Genomic DNA, 21782 nt, shown 5'->3' with positions numbered 1-21782 from the left:
CGGCCAGTTCCAGCGTGGTGAAAGGGCGGTGCCAGGTACCGTCCAGCGCCCGGATGATGGCGATCAGCTTGTCATTCGCCGCGGGCAGGCGAGGGTCCGCCACCGACCACCGGCCGTTGTCGTGCCCAGCAGCTGCCGACACGGCGCCGCTCGACTGATCCCAGCCCACCACGCCATAGTGGCCACCGGTCAGGTAGTGATCGCCGCGCTCGCGCCGCATGCCTGGGGGCCTGGTACTTTGGCGTGCGGCTCAAGGCCTCGGACAGCAGCCCGGACGCGCCCTTGCACGGTGACGAGATGAACACGCAGTCGGGTGTCTCGTTGTCGGCGGCTCGCCGGATGTCGGCTGCCGTGGCTTCGCGCCAGCCTGCCAGCGGCTCCTTGCCGTACATCGCACGGGTGAACAGGTCCATGACGGTGCAGGGCACGCCCACGATCTGCTCGAAGTCGCGCGCGGCTGCCGGGTCCACGTCGATGCCGCCCACGCAGCGCCAGGTCGCGACCATGTTGCCGACGCGCGACGCGGCCTTCTTGAAGCCCTTGGCGCCGCCGCCCAGGCCTGAGCACATGTCAAAGGTGGTGTATTCGCGGCGGACCATCATGCGAGCACCTCGGTTTTTTGCCGACTATTCTTTGCAATTGAAATTGGTCGACGCTGGTAGCCTGTTTGCCCCCAACGCTTAATTCCGATTGCCGACAAATGACTACCGTTCTCGCCATTGCCGTTGCCTGCGGCGCATTTCTGCGGCTCTGCTACGCGTCTCCTTACGAAGGGGCGTTCGGGCTGGACAGATGCGATCTGAACGGATTCAATGTGACCCCGGCATGGGGCCACGATAGCGGCGATAACGGTGAATGCCTGCGCGTTGGGGATTGAGACGCTTTGCGCGTGTTCACGATTTTTTACAGATGCGCTGGATGGCGACCGGTATGCTGTCGACAAATCAATAATCCCCCTGTGGAACGAGCCTTGAAACCCATTCTCTTGATGTTGATCGCCGCGGGCACTTTGCTTGGCGGCTGCGTGGTGGCGCCCTATGACAACTATCGGGGCGACCAGGGCAACGGTTGCCCTCCTGGGCAAGCCAAGAAGGGGAATTGTCGAGTAGACCAATACGGGAATGAGTCCTTCTGCCCGCCTGGTCAGGCGAAGAAGGGCCGCTGCTGAGCTGCACGGGGGCGATCACTTCGGCTCTCCTTCGGCGATTGCGGCGCGGTCGATACGCTCGATCTCGGCCAGGATCAGGGCGCCGGCGCGCACCAGGTTTCTGCGGTAGGCTTTCGGCTTCCACCAGGATGCATCCCACGGCCAGACGTGCGGAGGGCTTCCGGCGTTCGGATAGTGGTAGCGCCCCTGCATGGCGTAGCACGCCGCGGCCGTGGCCATTTCCCCGCTGCCGTGCTCGTCGTCGTGCTCCGGCGTCCAGCCCTCGGACTCAACCTGCCGGCGGCGCTCGGCTAGAACGTCGCGCGCCGCGGTGGTGGCGGTGTCGCGCTTGTCCTCGCTGGGCTGCTCTGCGGCCAGGAAGGCGCGGACGTCTTCAATTGCGAATTTAGCCGCGTGCTATCCATTCCCGTGGCTGCCTGCCAGTAAAGGGGTCTTAGTCGAGGGTGCTCCTTAGTCCTGAAGTACTAATACCATTGTTGTGCGTGACTACCAGGGGTACATTTGTGACAACTCTCCACCAAAATAGGAGTCGCAATGACATATTCAGTCGCGGCAACTTGTCCGTACTGCAAGACTGTTCGTCGGTTCGGGGTGGAGGTGAAGGTGTTGGAACTGCCTATGAAGGTGCGGCATCGCGTGAGGTGCGGCTGCGCTGAGAGTTGCGGCCAAGAATTTGACCTTGACATTCGCGTGAACTACGTCGCTCAGGCTTCTAAGCTTGGGGAGGCAGAGGCGGAGCAAAGTGATTTCTCGTCGCTACCGCCGCCGCCATTGCCTGGACTGCCCGAGTACCCGACAGGTGGGGGTGTCCCTTCGGGCTCGCTTTGACGCTGGATAGGTGCTGGCTTATCCGCCATCATATCCGCAGGGTACAGTCGCATAAAGTTGCGCGCCCGCACCGGATCCCGGCAGGTCAGCCAGTCCTCCCATTCCGCCCGCGGCACGATGATGATCCCCCGTTTTTCCTTGCCCGGGGCGTGGAAGCGATTCATCAGCGGGTGCTTGTCCGCCGCTCGTGGGGCAGATCATGATGTCCGAGGGAAGGCCGCCGACAGTTGGCTGTCCGCAATACCGCTTGCACGACTCGTGAACGATTGCGAAAATCGCGAGCGTTTTTGGACGAGACCGACGAACGCGCGTCGCGATCGCAATACGCGCTCAAGAAACAACCCATGAAAAAAATCGCAACGGTCTTTCTGGCGTCGTTTACAGTCGCCGGCTGCGCAAGCTCGGCGGCGCCGAATTTCGTGCACGGGAGATATTACATGGCAGGCGATTCGACATGCGAGCGATACAGGGTCCTTTCGCCAAGTCGAATCATGTGCTTTAACTCGGACGGTCAGGCAACTGGATACAGAGATGCAATGACCGATCAGCAGTTGCAGATGTATCAGTTCAATCAGCAGATGGCTGCCCAGCAAATTCAGCAGACCAATGCGCAATTGCAGCAGCAAAACCAGCAACTGCGGCAACAGCAGAACGCATGGCTTCAAACGCCGCAGTACGTGGCGCCGCAAGCTGCGCCTCTGACACCACAAGCCGGCAATCAGATCCGATGCATCAACACTGGCCCGGTTACTAACTGCCGATACTAGTGAAGGCGGAAAAGGCCAAGCGAGCCAAAGAGCGCCACCGCGGGGGGATCGACGCCATAGACGTCGCGCAGCAGCTGGCGTTGCACCGGGGCGTAGTTGTTGCACACGGCTAGTCCGTCCGGTTTTTCTTGCGAGTGTAGACGCTTTGCATCGGCAGTCCGAAGAACTCCCGCTCCCAGGCCTCCCATCTCTTCGATGCACGGCTCGCCCGAATTTCGGCCCGGAAAGTCGCCAGTGCCAGTATCTGCAAGTGCGATGTGTGACAGCCGGCGCCATATGCCTGCCGGAGCTGGTTGGCGCGCAGCAGCAGAATCTGCAGGCGATGGATCTCCCACAGCAAGTCCCGGACTTCGGGGCAGGGTTTGCGCTCTTAGATGGTCCGCAACTCGGCGGCCGTGCGCTTTGGATATTGGTAGCGGCCATTCGGGCCGATCGGGAAGCTGGGCGCCATGGCGACTACTTCGCCGCCGGCGGCAGCGCGCGCACTGCCTTTTCGTCCACGCGCCGGTGCTTGTCCTGAGCCTCCTCCCAAGTCGCTGACGATGCAGCCTGGTAGGTCACAGAGAACATGCCACCTCCTGACGGGTGGCATAGTGGCGCTCGCCACGGGTGCGCAGGCAAATCGAGCGAGGACCTGTGAACTGGATGCTGTAGGCCAGCGGGAAGCTTAGCCAGGCGCCGCGGTAATTGAACTCCAGGCGATCGATTGTCCACGGCAGCGCCATGATTGCTGCGGTGTCGATGCCGTTCAGGACGAGCGTGGCGCCGGTGGCTTGTGCCACCGCCTCTGCTTCAGGATTCCATGTGTCGGCGGTCAGCAGCGGATCGTCCACAGTGATTCGCTCGCAAGGGAAGGGTGCGGCGACCGCATCGGCTGCGCGGCGGAACAGGAAGACGGTCTCGATATCGCAGGCGAACATGTCTCTCTCACTGATACTGTATGGATATCCAGTATAGGGGTCGTCTGAATGCGGGTACCTAAAGTTGAGTTAACTGTATGGATATACAGTGTCGACGAAATAGTGACGTATATTCAATATTTTTTTCGTGGCACTGGACGTGGCACCATGAAAATCATGTTCGGATAAATCGGCTTCCAGTATCGGTTACAGCCGATTTTATGATTCCTGCCGCCGGGACCATGGCCTGGTTCTGGTTCGCGGAAGTTCTCCGAAATCCCCCATCCCCAGGTCAATCAAGGCCTCCTTCGGCTGGTGGCGCTAGCGGCCCTGGGCCGGCAACGCCTTGATCGTGGCGGTGCCATCCTTCTGGACGTCGGCGCGTGCCAGGCTTTTGAGGGCGATCGTCCTGTTTGGCATCCTCAGCACGACGATGATCGCCTCGCCGTGGATGTTCTTCGCCCAGCAGCCGGTATCCCACGTGCCGCGATTGGACGCATCGCCGCGATAAGACGCATAGAAGCGCATGTGCGCGGCATCGACGACCGGCAGGTCGCACTTCTTGTTGATGAACAGGACGGTCGGAGATTGCAGTTGGACGGTTTCCCCGACTTTCATATTCTCGGTCGGGTAGATGTAGGCGTCCTCGGCTGACGCTGCGGCGCACAGCAGTGCTGTTGTGGCGGCCAGTATCATCTTCTTCATGTCGACTCCATGGATAGAGCAGAGCGAGTTGACGACCCCGAAGCAGCGCTTCGGGCGGCATTTGGACTGTCAGGTGCACATCCGTTCTTGCGGAAATTGTACGGCTGACGTTTCCGGTCGGCCAGAGGCTCGATGGCCGGTGGCCATCGTCTGCTCGCGCAGCGACGCCGTAGCCTCAGTGCGCCGCCCCCATCTTCGAAAACAGCTGGATCACCGCAACCCCCGCGATGATCAGCCCGATTCCTCCCCACGCCGCCAGGTCCGGTACCTGGCGATAGAGCACGCTGGCGATCAGCGTGACCAGCACGATGCCGGCGCCGCACCAGATGGCGTAGGCAATGCCTACCGGCACGGTCTTCATGACCTGCATCAGCAGGAAAAAGGCGCCGACGTATCCGGCTACCACCAGCAAGCTTGGCCACAAGCGCGTAAAGCTCTCGGACGCCTTGAGGCTGCTGGTGGCGATGACTTCGGCCGCGATGGCGAGGGCCAGGAGCACGTAAGCGTTCATCGGTGAGTCCTTCTTGTTAGCTGTCGTCGGGGCCACATTTTCCCATACCTCCGCTGGCTGTCAGGATGAGCGGCAACCGCTGCGCGTACCTGCGGTGTACAGTACAAACCACAGTCGGTGCGCGCGCATGCGCTGGCGATCCCTCCTTTCGGGTGGTTGTCCGACATCGTGATGCGCACTTCAATCGGAGTTGGGTGCTTCATTGCCGAAGCGCCAGCGATGCGATTGATCGCCTGTGGGGTGTTCGCGGTAGTCCCGACCAGTTGGCAGACGTCATAAAGCCAACGGCGGGGGAGTCAGGTTCTCAGGGGGAGCGCCATGAATGGCGAGGGTGAGGTACAGACCGTGTGGCCGCAGGCGGAGGGCCACGCGACGGGTCAGGGGGTCTGGCGGAACACGATTGCGGCGGCGGATGTCGCGCTGGAAGAAGCCTCGCGCATCCAGCGCGGCGTGCAGCACAACCTGAAGCTCCAGCAGGAGGTGAGGGCGCTGCGCGAGGAGTTGCGCAAGGCGCATGGCGAACTGGACCGCTATCGTGGCATGCATGCGCGCGTGGTGGTGGGCATGCGGCAGCTGGAAGAGGATAACGGCGCCGAAATCAGCCGCCTGCGCGCCGAGAGCGAAATGCTGATGGTGCGCCACCGCGTCTACAAGCTGCTCGCCGAACACTACGCGCTGACCGCATTGCGTTTCGAGCCGTCCACATTTGCCGAGCACCGCGACCGGGTGCTTCAGCACATCCTGTTCCAGCGACGCAAGGGCACGCCGGTCTCCGGCATCGGTTCGGCGGACATCGCCTTCCTGCTGCTTTAAGCGTTATCCGGCCCGGGGAGCGGTGTGCGGGCGCAGCACCAGCAGTGCCAGCATGCCGCCCACCACGCCCCAGAAGGCCGAACCCACGCCGGCCAGCGTCATGCCGGAGGCGGTGATCATGAACGTGAGCAGGGCCGACTCGCGCTCCACCGGGGTCTGCATGGCCGTGGTCAGGCCGCTGGCGATCGAGCCAAGCAAGGCGAAGGCGGCTACCGCGACCACCAGCGCCTTGGGAAAAGCGGCGAATAGCGCGGCAATGCTGGCGGCCAGCACGCCCGCCACCAGATAGCCGAGTCCGCAAACCACCGCGGCCGTATAGCGCCGGTTGCGGTCCGGATCCGCTTCCGCGCCGGTGCAGATGGCTGCCGTGATCGCCGCGAGGTTGATGCCATGCGAGCCGAACGGCGCCAGCAGGACCGAAGCGATGCCGGTCACGGTGATCAGCGGTGATGCCGCTACGTGATAGCCGTCGGCGCGCAGCACCGCCAGTCCGGGAATATTCTGCGACGCCAGCGCGACGATAAACAGCGGCACCGCGATGCTGACGAAAGCCTGCAGCGAGAACACCGGCGTGGTCCACACCGGCCTGGCCAGCGCGAAATGGAACGATTCGAAATGCAGCTGGCCAAGCGCGCCGGCGAGCGCCACGCCCACCAGCAGCACGCCAGACACCGCGTAGCGCGGCCAGAAGCGCTTGCCCACCAGGTACAGCGCGAACATCACCAGCAGCAACAGGGTTTGCTGCTGGGCTTGCACGAACACGTCGACGCTGATGCGGAACAGGATGCCGGCCAGCAGGGCGGAGGCAATGCTGGCCGGCAACGCGCGCATCAGTTTGTCGAACCAGCCGGTCAGGCCCGCCGCCGTCATCAGCAGCGCCGCCATCACAAAGGCGCCGATCGCTTCCGGATAGGGCACGCCGGGCAGGCTGGCGATCAGCAGGGCGGCGCCGGGCGTGGACCAGGCAATGACAATGGGAACACGCGTCAGCAGCGTGAGCCCGATGGTGGTGACGCCCATGCCGATGGATAGCGCCCAGATCCAGGAGGCAACCTGCGCATCCGACAGGTGGGCCGCCTGGCCCGCCTGGATCATCAGCACCAGCGAACTGGTATAGCCGGTCAGCATGGCGATCAGCCCGGCTACCAGGGCGGAGACGGAGAGGTCGGTCAGCTTCAGGGGGGCGGTGGCAGTGGACATGGAACGGGTACCTGGCTTGACTAGACGAGCACGCGAAAGCGGCCGGGCCGTCATCTTCGCACGAGTTGCGCCGTTCTTGCCCTGCCCTGGAGCATTGCCGGCTCCCCGAGAGCCCCATGCGATGCTAGTCGGCAACCTTGTCGCTGGGGAACTTGAAGGAGTCGCGCAGCAGGTAGCTCATCGGGATGTCGAGGTTGACGCCGTGCGGCGGGATCGGCGACTGGAACCACTTCTTGTAGAGCTTCTGGGTCTCGAACGAGTAGATGGCCGAGACCAGCGTCTTGTCCACCAGCCGCTTGAACTCGGCGTCCTGCTCCGACAGCATGATGGCGTAGGGCTCGATCGTCAGCAGTTCGCTGGTGACGGTGTAGCTGGCCGGGTTGCGCGAGTTCGCGCGCAGGCCGTAGAGCAGCACATCGTCCATGACGAAGGCGTCGGCCTTGCCTTGCTCGACCATGGCGAAGGCTTCGGCGTGGTCCCTGGCCTCCACCACGCGGATCTGCATGGCGCCGGAGCCGTTGATCTGGCGAACCACGGCCAGCGATGTCGTGCCCGCCGTGGAGACCACCGTCTTGCCGCGCAGGTCGCCCAGCTTGCGAATGCCGGAGTCGGTCCTCACCAGCATGCGGCTGCCGGCGATGTAGTGCGGGATGGTGAAGGCCACTTGTTCGCGCCGTTCGCGGTTATTGGTGGTGGACCCGCATTCGAGATCGGCTTTGCCGTCGACGATCGTGGCGATGCGGTTGGCCGGCGTGACGGGCACGAATTCCACCTTGAGGGCCGGCAGTGTGAGTGCGCTGCGTAGCGCATCGGCTACCCGCAGGCAGAGGTCGACGGCATAGCCGTGCGGCTTGCCGTCGGCCACGAAGGAAAACGGTACCGAGCTCTCCCGGTGGGCAATGCGTAGCACCCCGGTCTGGGCAATGCGATGCAGCACCGGTGAGCCGTCGGACTGCGCCGCGGCAGGCCTGGCGCCGATGGCCAGCCAGAATGTGAGCAAGGTCGATAGCAGGAGCAGCAGCGGCAGGCGGACCGGGCTGGGCGAAATCGCCAGCCCGGCGCCGCGCAGGCGCCGGCAAACCGGATGGATCATGGATGTCCCCGTACAAAGAAGCGAAAAAGGCGTCGAGCGGAAATGGCGTTGGGTCGCCTGCACCGGTTCGGACCGGTTTTTATGCTGCTACTGCCGTTGTGCTGCGGCCTGCTGGCCGGCAACCATTGTTCCACGGCGGCAAGCAGCCGGACAACGGTCGCGGCGTGGGGTGTTGCGTGGCGTGCAACAGGCCCGGAAGGATGCGGGCGGCCGCGGGCGTTGACGGGACTTTCCCTTACGGACTTGTCCGACTAGAGCCGGGCGGGGACGCTTGCTATGCTCCGTTCGTGCCTTGCGAGCAGGGCACCGAGGAGAGACTCTTGGGCCCGCGCAAGCGCGGGCCCTTCTTTTTTGTGCGCCCAGCATGGGCGCACTCCTGCGGGTGTAAGTCCCGCCATAAGCTGGTCACGGCGAATGAAGTGAAGCGCAACCGCATGAGGGCGACCGAGTGTGGGGAGGAAGCGTGGAGCGTAAATCGCGAGCCGATGGACAAGAACTGCATAGAAGGCGCTGCCGAGCAGGGCGAGCGGGCAAGAAACCGCGAAGCTCTTGTGACCAAGGCGAAGTGGCGTAAATGCAGCGGCTGTGCGGTGAAGGAGTGCGTTCTTACCTGGGGAGGCCTCGCCTCATGCCTGAAAGGGCAACGACGTCGAGTCGGAGCGAGGAGTCAGCAGAGGCCAAAGTAGTTGGGCGGCGTGGCTGGGAAAGCTAAAGCTGCCGGCGAAGGGCCGAAGGAATGGGAGGGGGAGCCCTCTGGTTATCGGAAGTGAAGCGCCTCAGATGTTCGCGAGAGCGAAGCTCGTCGGTAGGGTGGATAGGGTGAAGCCCGACAGGCCCCGGCAGCGAGGAATCAGTTCCGCCGAACCGGACAAAGGCAAGCCTGGGCGTCGGGTCGGGAGCAACACAAGCCTGACGACCTCAACCATTCCAACCGCCTGGTGCGGACCCGCATGCCAGGTGGTGTGGGAGGGGACCGGTCAGATTACCTGACCGCCCCTATCCCGATTGGGCCGCGCCTCCGGGCGAGGGCGCACGGAGGTGGTCTACAATGCCGGCTACCTGGCACCCTGCCGCCCGCTTGCCGGCCGACGCCGGCGGGCGGCTGCGCGTTCAAGCCGCTTGAGTCGCCTTCCTTTCGCTGTCTCCTTTCGTATTGCTCCCATGGCCCTGTTTTCGATTTCCGACGCCCAGCTTGCCTTCGGGCACGTGGCCTTGCTCGACCATGCCGACTTCTCCCTCGAAGCCGGCGAGCGCGTCGGCCTGATTGGCCGAAACGGCTCCGGCAAGTCGTCGCTGCTCAAGATCGTGGCCGGCCTGTCCGCGCCGGACGATGGCCTGATCGCGCGCCAGAGCGGCGTGACCTCGGCATATGTGCCGCAGGAGCCGCAGTTCGAGCCGGGCCAGACCGTGTTCGACGCCGTGTCCCTGGGCCTGGGCAAGGTCCACGACCTGCTGGTCGCCTATGAAGCGGCGCTGGCGGCGCTCGACGATAACCACGACGAGGACTCGCTGGCCGAATTGCACCGCCTGCAGTCCGAAGTCGACGCCGCCGGGGCATGGGGCTTGCGTACGCGGGTGGAAACCACGCTGGCGCAACTCAGCCTTACCGCAGATGTGCGCGTGGATTCGCTGTCCGGCGGCATGCAAAAGCGCGTGGCGCTGGCGCAGGGACTGGTGGCCGAGCCCGACATCCTGCTGCTCGACGAACCCACCAACCACCTGGACGTGGAAGCGATCCGCTGGCTCGAAGACCTGCTGCTGGCTTTCCGCGGCAGCGTGCTGCTGATTACCCACGATCGCGCCTTCCTCGACCGCGTGGCAACCCGCATCGTCGAACTGGACCGCGGCCGGCTCGTTTCCTTCCCCGGCAACTTTGCCGCCTACCAGACGCGCAAGGCCGAGCAACTGGCCGCCGAGCAGGTCGAGCAGGCCAAGTTCGACAAGCTGCTGGCGCAGGAAGAAGTCTGGATCCGCAAGGGCGTGGAAGCACGCCGCACGCGCAGCGTGGCCCGTATCCAGCGCCTGGTGACGATGCGCAGCGAACGTGCGTCGCGGCGCGACGTGCAGGGCAACGTCAAGCTGGAAGTGTCGCAAGGCGAGCGCTCCGGCAAGATCGTCGCCGAGCTGACCGATGTCAGCAAGGCCTTCGGTGACAAGGCGGTGGTGCGCGATTTCACCGGCACCATCATGCGCGGCGACAAGGTTGGCCTGATCGGCGCCAATGGCGCGGGCAAGACCACGCTGCTGCGGCTGATCCTGGGCGAACTGGCGCCGGATACCGGCGAGGTCAAGAACGGCAGCAATATGCAGGTGGCGTATTTCGACCAGATGCGCACGCAGCTGGACCTGGAGCGCTCGCTGGCCGATACCATCAGCCCGGGCAGCGACTGGGTCGAGATCAACGGCCAGCGCAAGCACGTGATGAGTTACCTGGGCGACTTCCTGTTCGCGCCGGAGCGCGCGCGTTCGCCGGTCAAGTCGCTGTCCGGCGGCGAGCGCAACCGGCTGCTGCTGGCGCGCCTGTTCGCGCGGCCGGCCAATGTGCTGGTGCTCGACGAACCCACCAACGATCTGGACATCGACACGCTGGAACTGCTGGAGGAACTGCTGCAGGACTACAGCGGCACCGTGTTCCTGGTCTCGCACGACCGGGCCTTCCTGGACAACGTGGTGACTTCGACCATCGCCGCCGAAGGCGACGGGCGCTGGCGCGAGTACGTGGGCGGCTACTCCGACTGGCAGGTGCAGTCGGCGCGCAGCGCGGCCATGCAGGAAGCGCGCGCGGGCGAGCGCAAGGCTGCGGAAGCGCCGAAGCCGCGCGAAGCGCGCGCCCCCGGCCGCGTGGTCAAGCTGTCGTACAAGGAGCAACGCGAACTCGACACGCTGCCCGAGCGCATTGCCTCGCTGGAGAATGAGCAGAAGGCCGTCAGCGCGCAGTTGGCGGATGGCTCGCTCTATGTCAGCGACGCGGGCAAGGCCGCGCAGCTTGCGGCGCGGCACGATGAGATCGACATGGAACTGCTGGAGGCGCTGGAGCGCTGGGAAGTGCTGGAGGCGAAGACCAAGGCCGAGGCGCAGTAACGGGGCAGGGCGGTCGGGCGGGGGCGTCCCATGGTGCCATGGGACGCCCGCCGTCCTTACCCGCACCAGGCCAGCACCATGTTAGTCAGATCCACCATGAACGCCGGCCGCAGGTAGGCCATGAAACCCAGCGCCATCAACGCGGCCAGCGCCGCGAAGCCGCCGGCCCGCAAGGCAGCGGCGCGCGTGGCGCTCATGCCGCTGCCGCCTGCGGGCGCGCGATCGCATGCTCGCGTATCGGCAGGTTGACCAGCGCGGCGACGACGCCCAGCCCGATTGCGATCATCCACACCATGTCGTACGTGCCGGTGCGGTCGTACAGGAAGCCGCCCAGCCAGGCGCCCAGGAAGCTGCCGATCTGGTGCGAGAAGAACACCACCCCTGACAGCATCGACAGATACTGCACGCCGAATACCTGGGCAATGATGCCGTTGGTCAGCGGCACCGTGGACAGCCACAGGAAGCCCATCATGGCGGCGAACACCCAGGTGCTGGCGGCCGTCAGCGGCAGCAGCAGGTAGGCGGCGATCACCACCGAGCGGGTGATGTAGATCATCGACAGCAGGTGGCGCTTGGGCATGCGCTGGCCGAGCGCGCCGGCGCTATAGGTGCCGAACACATTGAACAGGCCGATCAGCGCCAGCGCCACGGTGGCGATCTTGGGATCGGTCAGGCCGCGATCCTTGAGGTAGGGCGCCAGGTGCACGCCGATGAACACCACCTGGAAGCCGCACACGAAATAGCCCAGCGTCAGCAACTGGAAGTTGCGGTTGCCGAACGCTTCGCGCACGGCCTGGCCGATGGTCTGCTGGAAGCCGCTTCCATGCCCCTCGCTTTGCGGCTCGCGCAGGCTGAAGGCCAGCGGCAGCATCAGGCAAGCCAGCACCGCCAGCACGAACAAGGCGTTCTGCCAGCCTGCCACCGAGATCAGCGTCTGCTCGACGGGGATCATCAGGAACTGGCCGAAGGAGCCCGCGGCGGCCGCGATGCCCATGGCCCAGACGCGTTTCTCGGGGCTGGCTACGCGCCCGATCACGCCGTACACCACGCTATACGTGGTGCCGGATTGCGCAATGCCGATCAGGATGCCGGCGCCCGAGGCGAAGGCGGTGCCGGAGGTGGCCATTGCCATGACCACCAGGCCCCCGACATAAAGTGCAATGCCGATCAGCATGATGCGGAAGGCGCCGAACTTGTCGGCGAGGGCGCCGGTGAACGGCTGGGTCACGCCCCACATCAGGTTCTGCAGCGCCAGCGCGAAGGCGAAGGTCTCGCGGCTCCAGCCGTGCGTCTGCGTGATGGGAAGGTTAAACAGGCCGAAACCGTGCCGGATACCCATCGACAAGGTGACGAGCAAGCCACCGCATATAAGGACTGCTGTGAGGGAAAGTGCCTTTTTCGGCGTGCTTTGAATGTTGTTCTGCATGGCGTCCTGCATCCTGGCTCGGTGTGCGTAGTGCTGTTTTTAGTTTTGCCGGCGCGGTCCGGACCCGCCTGGGCCGCGCCTGTGCGAGCGAGTGTACCCCGCATCGGCTCGTGGCGTCGGGCGCCGCTCCGGGGCCGGGGCGGCGTCGAATGTGTTGCATGGAGCACTGTCACGCGCAGTCACGATTGGCACCAAGACGGCTGCGCGCTTCCATTACAATGCAGGCTGCCCGGCCCCCCTGGCTGGCGTGCGGCAAGCGCCCCCCGCCAAGGCTGGCCGAGAATCCCACTAAGCAAGCGACTCCATGGCGAGCAAAACCAGTCAGTACAGCGAATCTTCCATCCGGGTCCTGAAGGGCCTGGAGCCGGTCAAGCAACGGCCCGGCATGTACACCCGTACCGACAACCCCCTGCATATCGTGCAGGAGGTGATCGATAACGCCTCCGACGAAGCGCTCGGCGGCCACGGGTCCGAAATCATGGTCACCCTGCACCGCGACGGCAGCGTCAGCGTGGAGGACGATGGCCGCGGCATCCCGGTCGGCATCCACCCCGAAGAGCAGGTCCCGGTGGTGGAAATCGTGTTTACCCGCCTGCACGCGGGCGGCAAGTTCGACAAGGGCAAGGGCGGCGCCTACGCCTTCTCGGGCGGCCTGCACGGGGTGGGCGTTTCCGTCACCAATGCGCTGTCGACCCAGCTCGACGTGACCGTCTGGCGCGACGGCAACTGTTCCACGCTGACCTTCTCCGGCGGCGACGTCACCGTGCCGCTGGCCACGCGCAAGCTCGAGCGCGGAGAGAAGAAGAGCGGCACGCGGGTGCAGGTGTGGCCCGACGCGAAATACTTCGATTCGGCCACGATCCCGATGGCCGAGTTGCAGCGCCTGCTGCGCAGCAAGGCCGTGCTGCTGCCCGGCGTCAAGGTCACGCTGCTGCACGAGAAAAATGGCGAACGCCAGACCTGGCAGTATGACCAGGGCCTGAAGGGCTACCTGGTGGAAGCGCTGGCGCAGGGCAGCGGCGCCGAGCTGGTGGTGCCGATGTTCGAGGGCGAGCACTTCGCCGACCCCGACGCCAACCCGGCCGAGGAAGGCTTCGCGGAAGGCGAGGGCGCATCCTGGGTGGTGGCCTGGACCGAGGACGGCGCGCCGGTGCGTGAGTCCTATGTCAACCTGATCCCCACTCCCGCCGGCGGCACGCACGAGTCCGGCCTGCGCGAAGGCCTGTTCCAGGCGGTCAAGAGCTTTATCGAGATGCACGCGCTGCAGCCCAAGGGCGTCAAGCTGATGAGCGAAGACGTTTTCGCGCGCGCGTCCTTCGTGCTGTCCGCCAAGGTGCTGGACCCGCAGTTCCAGGGCCAGATCAAGGAGCGCCTGAACAGCCGCGACGCGGTGAAGCTGGTGTCCGCCTTCAGCCGTCCCGCGCTGGAGCTGTGGCTGAACCATCATGTGGAATACGGCAAGAAGCTGGCCGAGCTGGTGATCCGCCAGGCGCAGGCGCGTACGCGCGCCGCGCAAAAAGTGGAAAAGAAGAAGGGCTCCGGCGTGGCCGTGCTGCCGGGCAAGCTGACCGACTGCGAATCCACCGACGTCACCCGCAACGAACTGTTCCTGGTCGAGGGCGACTCCGCCGGCGGTTCCGCCAAGATGGGGCGCGACAAGGAGTTCCAGGCCATCCTGCCGCTGCGCGGCAAGGTGCTCAACACCTGGGAGACCGAGCGCGACCGCCTGTTCGCCAATAACGAAGTGCACGATATCGCGGTGGCGATCGGCGTGGACCCGCACAGCGCCAGTGACGAGCCCGACCTGTCCAACCTGCGCTATGGCAAGATCTGCATCCTGTCCGACGCGGACGTGGACGGCGCGCACATCCAGGTGCTGTTGCTGACCTTGTTCTTCAAGCATTTCCCCAAGCTGATCGACAACGGCAATGTGTGCGTGGCGCGCCCGCCGCTGTACCGCGTGGATGCGCCGGCGCGCGGCAAGAAGCCGGCCCAGAAGCTTTATGCGCTGGACGATGGCGAACTGGTGGCGATCCAGGACAAGCTGATGAAGGACGGTATCAAGGAAGGCGGCTGGCAGATCTCCCGCTTCAAGGGGTTGGGCGAGATGAACGCCGAGCAGCTTTGGGAAACCACCATGAATCCCGACACGCGCCGCCTGTTGCCGGTCGCGCTGGGCCATTTCGACCTGCCCCAGACCGTGGGCGTGATGAATATGCTGATGGGCAAGGGCGAGGCCGCGCAGCGGCGTACCTGGCTCGAAGAGCGCGGCAACGAGGTGGTTGCTGATATCTGATGGCCAGGCAGCCGGCGTTCGTGACGTCCGGTGCCTGCATGACGCGAGGAATCCCGATGGCAAAGACCAGACCTACCAGCAACCGGCCGTGGCAGTGGATTGCCGCCGGCATGCTGCTGGCCGGCCTGGCCCTGGCGCCGGCGGCCCACGCGGCGCTGTATGGCTACATCGATGACGACGGCGTGGCGCATTTCTCGGATGAGAAGCTGGACGAGCGCTATACGCTGTTCATGAAGAACGGCGGCGAGCTCAAGAGCCCCTCGGTGGGCCGCGCCAGTGCCGGCGGCCAGATCGACCTGGAAACGCACAAGCTTTACCGCTACGTCGTCAACCATCCCAATATCGCCACGGTCGAACCCATCATCCGCCAGGTAGCGCAGGCGCAGAATGTGGATCCGGCGCTGGTCAAGGCGGTGATGGCGGTGGAGTCGGGCTTCAACGCCGGCGCGGTGTCGCCCAAGGGCGCGATCGGGCTGATGCAGGTGATTCCCGACACCGGCGCGCGCTTCGGCGTGAGCGCCGACGCGCGGCGCACGGTCGGGCAGAAGCTGGCCGACCCGCATACCAATATCTCGGCCGGCGTGCGTTATTTGCGCTGGCTGATGGAGCTGTTCCCCAACAACCTCGAACTGGTGCTGGCAGCGTACAACGCCGGCGAGGGCGCGGTACAGCGCTACAACAACAAGATTCCGCCTTATCCCGAGACCCAGCAGTACGTCAGCACGGTGCTGCAGTTCTATCGCTTCTACCGTCCGGGCGGCGCGCCCGCGGGGGTCGCGGGCGGGGGCATCAATCGCGTCAAGATGGTGATCGGCGGCCGCCGCAACATGCCCTGATCCGATCACGGACAACACGACGAACCGCATAACGAACAACTTGCAACCGGCGCACCGGCCAACGATGCGATGCGCCGTATTCTTGCCAATCCATGGAACAACAAGACATTCCGTTTGACCCAGGTTCACCCGACGAGGGAGCGGACTCGCTGACGCTTGCGCACTACGCCGAGCGTGCCTATCTCGATTACGCCATCAGCGTGGTCAAGGGCCGCGCGCTGCCGGAAGTCGCCGACGGCCAGAAGCCGGTGCAGCGCCGCATCCTGTTCGCCATGCACGAGATGGGCTTGCGCGCCGACGCCAAGCCGGTCAAGTCGGCGCGCGTGGTGGGCGACGTGCTCGGTAAATTCCACCCGCACGGCGACCAGTCCGCCTACGATGCGCTGGTGCGGCTGGCGCAGGACTTCTCGCTGCGCTACCCGCTGATCGATGGCCAGGGCAACTTCGGCTCGCGCGATGGCGATGGCGCCGCCGCGATGCGGTACACCGAGGCCCGCCTCACGCCGATCTCGCGTCTGCTGCTCGACGAGATCGACCAGGGCACGGTGGACTTCGTGCCCAACTACGACGGCTCGATGGAAGAGCCCAAGCTGATGCCGGCGCGGCTGCCGTTCGTGCTGCTCAACGGCGCTTCCGGCATTGCCGTGGGCATGGCCACCGAAGTCCCGCCGCATAACCTGCGCGAAGTCGCGGCGGCCACCGTGGCGATGATCCGCAACCCCAACATCACGCTGGCCGAACTGCTGGCGCTGATGCCCGGGCCGGACTATCCCGGCGGCGGCCAGATCATTTCACCGGCTTCGGATATCGCCGCGATCTACGAGAACGGCCGCGGCAGCCTGAAGGTGCGCGCGCGCTGGACCATCGAGGAAATGGCGCGCGGCCAGTGGCAACTAGTGGTGACCGAGCTGCCGCCGAGCACGTCGTCGCAGAAGGTGCTGGAGGAGATCGAGGAGATCACCAATCCCAAGGTGCGTGCCGGCAAGAAGTCGCTCACGCCCGAGCAGTTGCAGCTCAAGCAGGGCATGCTGGCCGTGCTCGACGCGGTGCGCGACGAATCCGGCAAGGACGCGCCGGTGCGGCTGGTGTTCGAGCCCAAGAGCAAGAACATCGAGCAGCAGGAATTCATCCAGACGCTGCTGGCGCATACCAGCCTGGAATCCGGCGCCTCGATCAACCTGGTGATGATCGGCACCGATGGCCGGCCGCGGCAAAAGGGCCTGGCCGACATCCTGCGCGAGTGGATCGCATTCCGCTTCGCCACTGTCACCCGCCGTACCCGCCATCGCCTGGGCAAGGTCGAGGACCGCATCCACATCCTGGAAGGCCGGATGCTGGTGCTGCTCAATATCGACGAGGTGATCCGCATCATCCGCGAGAGCGACGAGCCCAAGCCGGCGCTGATGCAGGCCTTCAGCCTGTCCGACCGCCAGGCCGAGGACATCCTGGAAATCCGCCTGCGCCAGCTGGCCAGGCTGGAAGCCATCCGCATCGAGCAGGAACTGAAGTCCCTGCGCGACGAGCAAGCCGAGCTGGACGTGCTGCTCAAGTCCGAGACCATGATGCGCCGCCGCATCATCAAGGAAATCGAGACCGACGCCAAGCAGTACAGCCCGGAAGACAAGGACCCGCGCCGCACGCTGATCCAAGAAGAGCGCCGCGCCGCCGCCGAAGTGCGCGTGGTTGACGAGCCCGTCACCGTGGTGGTGTCGCAAAAGGGCTGGGTGCGCACGCGCCAGGGCCACGGCCACGATGCGCAGCAGTTCACCTTCAAGGCGGGCGATGCACTGTATGGCACCTTCGAGTGCCGCACCGTGGACGTCATGCTGGTGTTCGGCACCAATGGCCGCGCGTACACCGTGCCGGTCGCCGGCCTGCCCGGCGGGCGGGGCGACGGCGTGCCGGTGACGACGCTGATCGAGTTGCAGCCCGGCAGCCAGATCGCCCACACCTTCGCCGGCAGCGTCGACCAGCGCATGTTGATCGCCACGCGCGGCGGTAACGGCTTCCAGACCAAGGTGGGTGATATGGTCAGCCGGCAGAAGGGCGGCCGCGCCTACCTCACGCTGGACGAGGGCGACGCGCCGCTGGTGCCCGCGCCGATCGGCGAGGAAGCCACGCACGTGGCCTGCTTGTCGGCCAACGGCCGCATGCTGCTGGTGTCGCTCGACGAGATCAAGTCGCTCTCGGCCGGTGGCCGCGGCGTGATCCTGATGGAGCTGGAGCCCAAGGAGACGCTGTTGCAGGCGATCGCCGTGGGCGCGCCGGGCCTGTTGGTGTCCGGCGCCGGGCGCGGCGGCAAGCCGAGCTCGCAGAAGCTCTACGGCCAGCTGCTGCTGCCTTATGTGGGCAAGCGCGCCCGCAAGGGCCGCGCGCTGGATCTCAGGCTCAAGGAGCCGAGCATCGAGCCGGTACGGATCGTCCCCCCGGCAAGCGGCAACTAAGCCGCGTCAACCCAAACTGGCCCTGCACGACAATGCGCGGGGCTTTTTTCTTTACCGCGCATGGCGGAACGCTCGGGTGCCATCCCGGCCGGCCATGTCTCTCCCGTTACACGCGATGCCAGTTACTCCTTCCCCCGCCGGCGACGATCCGATGGTAGCGCTAGCACCCCCGCCCACGCCGCGGCGCCTGTTCATCGAATTTGCCCGCATGGGGCTCTCAGGCTTCGGCGGCGTGCTGCCGTTCGTGCGGCGCGCCGTGGTGGACCGCAACCGCTGGCTTGGCGACCGCGACTTCGTCGAGCTGCTCAGCCTCGGGCAGGTGCTGCCCGGCCCCAACGTGATCAACCTCGCGCTGATGCTGGGCCTGCGCTTTGCCGGGCTGCGCGGCGCGCTCGCGGCCTTCGCGGGGCTGGTGATGGTGCCAATGGTGGGCGTGCTGGCGCTGATGCTGCTGTACGAGCACTACCGCGACGTGGCGGCGGTGCAGCGCATGCTGACGGGCATGACGGCGGTGTCGGCGGGCCTGGTGCTGTCGACCGGCTTCAAGCTGGCGCAAAGCCAGCCGCGCACCGTGCGGGGGTTGATGATCGGCGGTGCGGCGTTTGCCGGCATCGGGCTGCTGCGCTGGCCGCTGGTGCCGGTGATGGCGGTGCTGGTGCCGATGGGCCTGGTACTGGAGTGGCGCAGCGAGCAACTGGCGCGGCGCGCGCATGCGCCACTGGCGCCGGCTGCGATCGACGCGCCCGCCATGCCGTCCAGCGATGATGGCATCGATGCCGTGCCGCCCGAGGCCAAGGAGCCGCGCCAATGAGCTCGCCCAACGTGCTTTCCAGCCTGCTCACGCATTTCCTGCTGCTGTCGTGCCTTGCCATCGGCGGGGCCAGCACCACCATTCCCGACATGCACCGCTTCCTGGTGGAGTCGAACGCCTGGATGAGCGACGCGCAGTTCTCCGCCATGTACGCCATCTCGCAGGCTGCGCCTGGGCCGAACATCTTGTTCGTTGCCCTGTTCGGCTGGCAGGTGGCGGGTCTGGCCGGCGCCATCGTCGGCATGATTGGCATTTGCGCGCCGTCCAGCGTGATCGCGCTCGGTTTCGAGTATTTCGCCGGGCGCTCGCCGCAGGCGCGCTGGCCGGGCCTGATCCGGCGCGGCCTTGCCGCGCTGACCATCGGCCTGCTGTTTTCAACCGGCTGGATCCTTGCCGCGAGCGTGGATCACCGCTGGACCGCGGTGGCGGTGACGGTCGTCACCATCGGGTTGATGTTGAAGACCAAGGTGCATCCGTTGGTGTTGGTGGGGGTGGGGGCTGGGGCGGGGGTATTGGGGTGGGTTTGAATGGGGGGTGGTTGTTGTTGGTTGTTGGGGGCAAGGGCCTCTCTGTGTAGGTCGGTTGCTGTTCTTTTAACGGCGATGGTTTTTGCACCCAAGGGCGTACGACATCCCCCTGCGGGGGACGCCGTACGCCCTTGGGTGCAAGATGCCAACGCCGCAAAAACAAGCCGCAAACAGCCCACGCACACAGGCCCTTGGGTGCAAAAAACCAACGCCGCAAAAATCAATCCCCCCTATCTCCCCTATTCCACCCCCACAAACCCCCCAGTCTGATGCGCCCACAGCCGTGCATAAAGCCCCCCACGCGCCAGCAACTCCGCATGCGTCCCGCTCTCGGCAATCCGCCCATCCTGCAGCACCACCAGCCGGTCCATGCGCGCGATGGTGGAGAGCCTATGTGCGATGGCGATCACGGTCTTGCCCTGCATCAGCGTCTCCAGGTTCTCCTGGATGGCAGCTTCCACCTCGGAGTCCAGTGCCGAGGTGGCTTCGTCCAGGATCAGGATTGGAGCGTTCTTCAGCAGCACGCGCGCCACCGCGATACGCTGACGTTGCCCGCCCGATAGCTTCACGCCACGCTCGCCCACCTGCGCATCAAGTCCCGTCGCGCCATGCGCGTCGCGCAGACGCGGAATGAACTCGCCGGCATGCGCGTCGTCCGCTGCCGCAAGCAGCTCGGCCTCGCTGGCGCCGGGCCGGCCGTAGCGCAGGTTGTCGCGGACTGAGCGGTGCAGCAGCGACGTATCCTGCGTCACCATGCCGATCTGCGCGCGCAGGCTTTCCTGCGTGACGCCGGCGATGTCCTGGCCGTCGATCAGGATGCGTCCTCGCTCCACGTCGTACAGCCGCAGCAGCAGGTTGACCAGCGTCGACTTGCCGGCGCCGGACGGGCCGACCAGGCCGATCTTCTCGCCAGGGCGCACCACCAGATCGATGTTCTCGATCACGCCCGAGCCCTTGCCATAGTGAAAGCCCACGCCTTCGAAGCGCACCTCTGCGCGCGTGACGCGCAGCGCCTGCGCGTTGCCGCGATCGCCAACCGTGCGTGGCACGGCGATGGTTTGCAGGCCATCCTGCACCTGGCCGATATTCTCGAAGATGCCGCTGATCACCCACATGATCCAGCCCGACATGCTGACGATGCGGATCACCAGTCCGGTCGACAGCGCAATCGCGCCGACGCTGACATGGCCCTGGCTCCATAGCCACAGCGCCAGCCCGGTGGTGCCGGCGATCAGCAGGCCATTGAGCGAGGTCACGGTGAAATCCATGGCGCTGACCATGCGGCCGGACAGGCGCGCCTTGTCGGTCAGGTCGGCCATGGCTTCGCGCGCGTAGTCTTCTTCATGGCGCGTGTGGGCGAACAGCTTGAGCGTGGTGATATTGGTATAGCCGTCGACGATGCGCCCCATCAGCCGCGAGCGCGCGCCGGTGGCGGCTACCGAGCGCGCCTTCACGCGTGGCGTGAAGTACAGCATGGCGCTCACGTAGCAGACGATCCACGCCACGAGCGGAATCATCAGGCGCCAGTCGGCTTGCGCGAACAGGTAGAGGGAACTGGCCGCGTAGATCAACACATGCCAGATTGCATCCACGGCCTGCACCGCTGAATCGCGCAGCGAGAAGCCGGTCTGCATGATGCGCTGCGCGATGCGCCCGGCAAAGTCGTTCTGGAAAAACGACAGGCTCTGCTTGAGCACGTAGCGGTGGTTCTGCCAGCGCACCAGGTTGCCCAGGTTCGGGTTGATGACCTGGTGCACGAGGATGTCGTGCAGGCCGTTGAAGAACGGGCGCAGCAGCAGCGCCACCACCGCCATCCACACCAACTCGACACGGTGGCGCGCGAAGAAGTCGGCGGGCGGCGTTGCTTGCGCCAGGTCGACCAGGCGGCCGAGAAAGCCGAACAGCGAGACTTCGATCAGCGCGCCAGCCAGCCCCACGCCCAGCAGCAGCGCAAAGACCGGCCACACCTCCCGCAGGTAATAGGCGTAGAAGCGCCAGATCTGGCCGGGCGGCTGGGTGTCGGGGAGGGCGCGGAACGGGTCAATCAGCCGTTCCAGGAAACGCATCAGCATGGGAGTCCAGGGGTTCTGCGGCGACCGCCTGGTCCGGGTCGCCGGCGTGCTCGCAAGGGCCGTATCGATGCCATGGGCATGCGGCGGGTCAGGAGCATGATACCGCGCTTGCGTATCGCGGATTTCCGTACCGGTGGCAGGGGGGCGTCCATGTCGCGGTACTTGGCGGCGTGCTCGAAGCGGCAAGCACTTTCCGTCACCCTCGTCATTCAAGCAATTACAAAGGCACTTTTTCGTCCATGTCTGAGGCTTACCTCCGGGAATACCCCAATTTCCCTCTACTTGTCTATACAACACTATACATA

18 protein-coding genes and 1 pseudogene are annotated in these 21782 nt (G+C 65.2%); 8 read left to right on the top strand and 11 right to left on the bottom strand.

The window, feature by feature from the left end; translation table 11 throughout:
* Positions 1–71: 71 nt before the first annotated feature.
* Positions 72–602: a hypothetical protein gene (locus tag ACZY0R_RS30805; RefSeq protein WP_488863734.1), complete on the bottom strand. Its 531-nt coding sequence runs from the start codon at positions 600–602 to the stop codon at positions 72–74.
* A gap of 581 nt (positions 603–1183) precedes the next feature.
* Positions 1184–1387: a hypothetical protein gene (locus ACZY0R_RS30800; RefSeq protein WP_488863732.1), complete on the bottom strand. Its 204-nt coding sequence runs from the start codon at positions 1385–1387 to the stop codon at positions 1184–1186.
* A gap of 953 nt (positions 1388–2340) precedes the next feature.
* On the opposite strand from ACZY0R_RS30800, the gene ACZY0R_RS30795 reads away from it, so the two are divergent.
* On the top strand, positions 2341–2763 hold the full coding sequence (locus ACZY0R_RS30795) for a hypothetical protein (RefSeq protein WP_488863730.1): 423 nt from the start codon (positions 2341–2343) through the stop codon (positions 2761–2763).
* Between the two features lie 109 nt (positions 2764–2872).
* Here ACZY0R_RS30795 and ACZY0R_RS30790 read toward each other — a convergent pair whose 3' ends face one another.
* From ACZY0R_RS30790 to ACZY0R_RS30775, 4 genes are all read right to left on the bottom strand, one after another.
* Complete coding sequence (locus ACZY0R_RS30790) at positions 2873–3103, bottom strand: hypothetical protein (protein ID WP_488863728.1); 231 nt, start codon at positions 3101–3103, stop codon at positions 2873–2875.
* 217 nt (positions 3104–3320) lie between these two features.
* Positions 3321–3683 carry a hypothetical protein gene (locus tag ACZY0R_RS30785; RefSeq protein ID WP_488863726.1) on the bottom strand — a complete coding sequence of 121 codons (363 nt, stop codon included), beginning with the start codon at positions 3681–3683 and terminating at the stop codon, positions 3321–3323.
* Between the two features lie 300 nt (positions 3684–3983).
* Positions 3984–4367: a hypothetical protein gene (locus tag ACZY0R_RS30780; protein WP_488863724.1), complete on the bottom strand. Its 384-nt coding sequence runs from the start codon at positions 4365–4367 to the stop codon at positions 3984–3986.
* Between the two features lie 175 nt (positions 4368–4542).
* On the bottom strand, positions 4543–4878 hold the full coding sequence (locus ACZY0R_RS30775) for a DMT family transporter (RefSeq protein ID WP_488863722.1): 336 nt from the start codon (positions 4876–4878) through the stop codon (positions 4543–4545).
* A 318-nt stretch (positions 4879–5196) separates the two neighbouring features.
* Between ACZY0R_RS30775 and ACZY0R_RS30770 the strand changes: the two genes are divergently transcribed.
* Positions 5197–5691 (top strand): hypothetical protein, encoded by a 495-nt coding sequence (locus ACZY0R_RS30770; RefSeq protein ID WP_488863720.1) that lies wholly within the window; start codon positions 5197–5199, stop codon positions 5689–5691.
* Between the two features lie 3 nt (positions 5692–5694).
* On the opposite strand, the gene ACZY0R_RS30765 is transcribed toward ACZY0R_RS30770, so the two are convergent.
* Entirely contained in the window at positions 5695–6891 is a 1197-nt protein-coding gene (locus ACZY0R_RS30765; protein WP_488863718.1) for a benzoate/H(+) symporter BenE family transporter, read from the bottom strand.
* Positions 6892–7015: 124 nt separating this feature from the next.
* A complete protein-coding gene (locus ACZY0R_RS30760) occupies positions 7016–7984 on the bottom strand; it encodes an amino acid ABC transporter substrate-binding protein (protein ID WP_488863716.1) in 969 nt (322 codons plus the stop codon).
* A 1161-nt stretch (positions 7985–9145) separates the two neighbouring features.
* Here ACZY0R_RS30760 and ACZY0R_RS30755 point away from each other — a divergent pair.
* The gene (locus tag ACZY0R_RS30755) at positions 9146–11065 is read left to right on the top strand and encodes an ATP-binding cassette domain-containing protein (RefSeq protein ID WP_488863714.1); all 1920 of its coding nucleotides are present in this window, start codon (positions 9146–9148) and stop codon (positions 11063–11065) included.
* A gap of 56 nt (positions 11066–11121) precedes the next feature.
* Here ACZY0R_RS30755 and ACZY0R_RS30750 read toward each other — a convergent pair whose 3' ends face one another.
* Both ACZY0R_RS30750 and ACZY0R_RS30745 read right to left on the bottom strand, forming a co-directional pair.
* Positions 11122–11262 (bottom strand): hypothetical protein, encoded by a 141-nt coding sequence (locus ACZY0R_RS30750; protein ID WP_488863712.1) that lies wholly within the window; start codon positions 11260–11262, stop codon positions 11122–11124.
* Positions 11259–12491 carry an MFS transporter gene (locus ACZY0R_RS30745; protein WP_035869810.1) on the bottom strand — a complete coding sequence of 411 codons (1233 nt, stop codon included), beginning with the start codon at positions 12489–12491 and terminating at the stop codon, positions 11259–11261. The genes ACZY0R_RS30750 and ACZY0R_RS30745 overlap by 4 nt, the downstream gene beginning before the upstream one ends.
* A gap of 304 nt (positions 12492–12795) precedes the next feature.
* Between ACZY0R_RS30745 and ACZY0R_RS30740 the strand changes: the two genes are divergently transcribed.
* From ACZY0R_RS30740 to ACZY0R_RS30720, 5 genes and pseudogenes are all read left to right on the top strand, one after another.
* Complete coding sequence (locus ACZY0R_RS30740; RefSeq protein WP_488863710.1) at positions 12796–14787, top strand: DNA topoisomerase IV subunit B; 1992 nt, start codon at positions 12796–12798, stop codon at positions 14785–14787.
* A 56-nt stretch (positions 14788–14843) separates the two neighbouring features.
* Positions 14844–15623, top strand: a complete 780-nt coding sequence (locus ACZY0R_RS30735; protein ID WP_488863708.1) for a lytic transglycosylase domain-containing protein — start codon at positions 14844–14846, stop codon at positions 15621–15623.
* A 92-nt stretch (positions 15624–15715) separates the two neighbouring features.
* A complete protein-coding gene (gene parC, locus ACZY0R_RS30730; RefSeq protein ID WP_488863706.1) occupies positions 15716–18067 on the top strand; it encodes a DNA topoisomerase IV subunit A in 2352 nt (783 codons plus the stop codon).
* Positions 18068–18182: 115 nt separating this feature from the next.
* Positions 18183–18755: pseudogene (locus ACZY0R_RS30725) on the top strand (chromate transporter); the annotation flags it as partial.
* Positions 18756–18874: 119 nt separating this feature from the next.
* Positions 18875–19405: a chromate transporter gene (locus ACZY0R_RS30720; RefSeq protein ID WP_488863704.1), complete on the top strand. Its 531-nt coding sequence runs from the start codon at positions 18875–18877 to the stop codon at positions 19403–19405.
* Between the two features lie 239 nt (positions 19406–19644).
* Here the strand turns inward: ACZY0R_RS30720 and ACZY0R_RS30715 are convergent, their stop codons facing one another.
* Positions 19645–21477, bottom strand: a complete 1833-nt coding sequence (locus tag ACZY0R_RS30715) for an ABC transporter ATP-binding protein (RefSeq protein WP_488863702.1) — start codon at positions 21475–21477, stop codon at positions 19645–19647.
* Positions 21478–21782 lie beyond the last annotated feature (305 nt).

This window comes from Cupriavidus sp. F041 (assembly GCF_057814235.1).
This window is presented reverse-complemented; position numbering and strand designations above follow the sequence as displayed.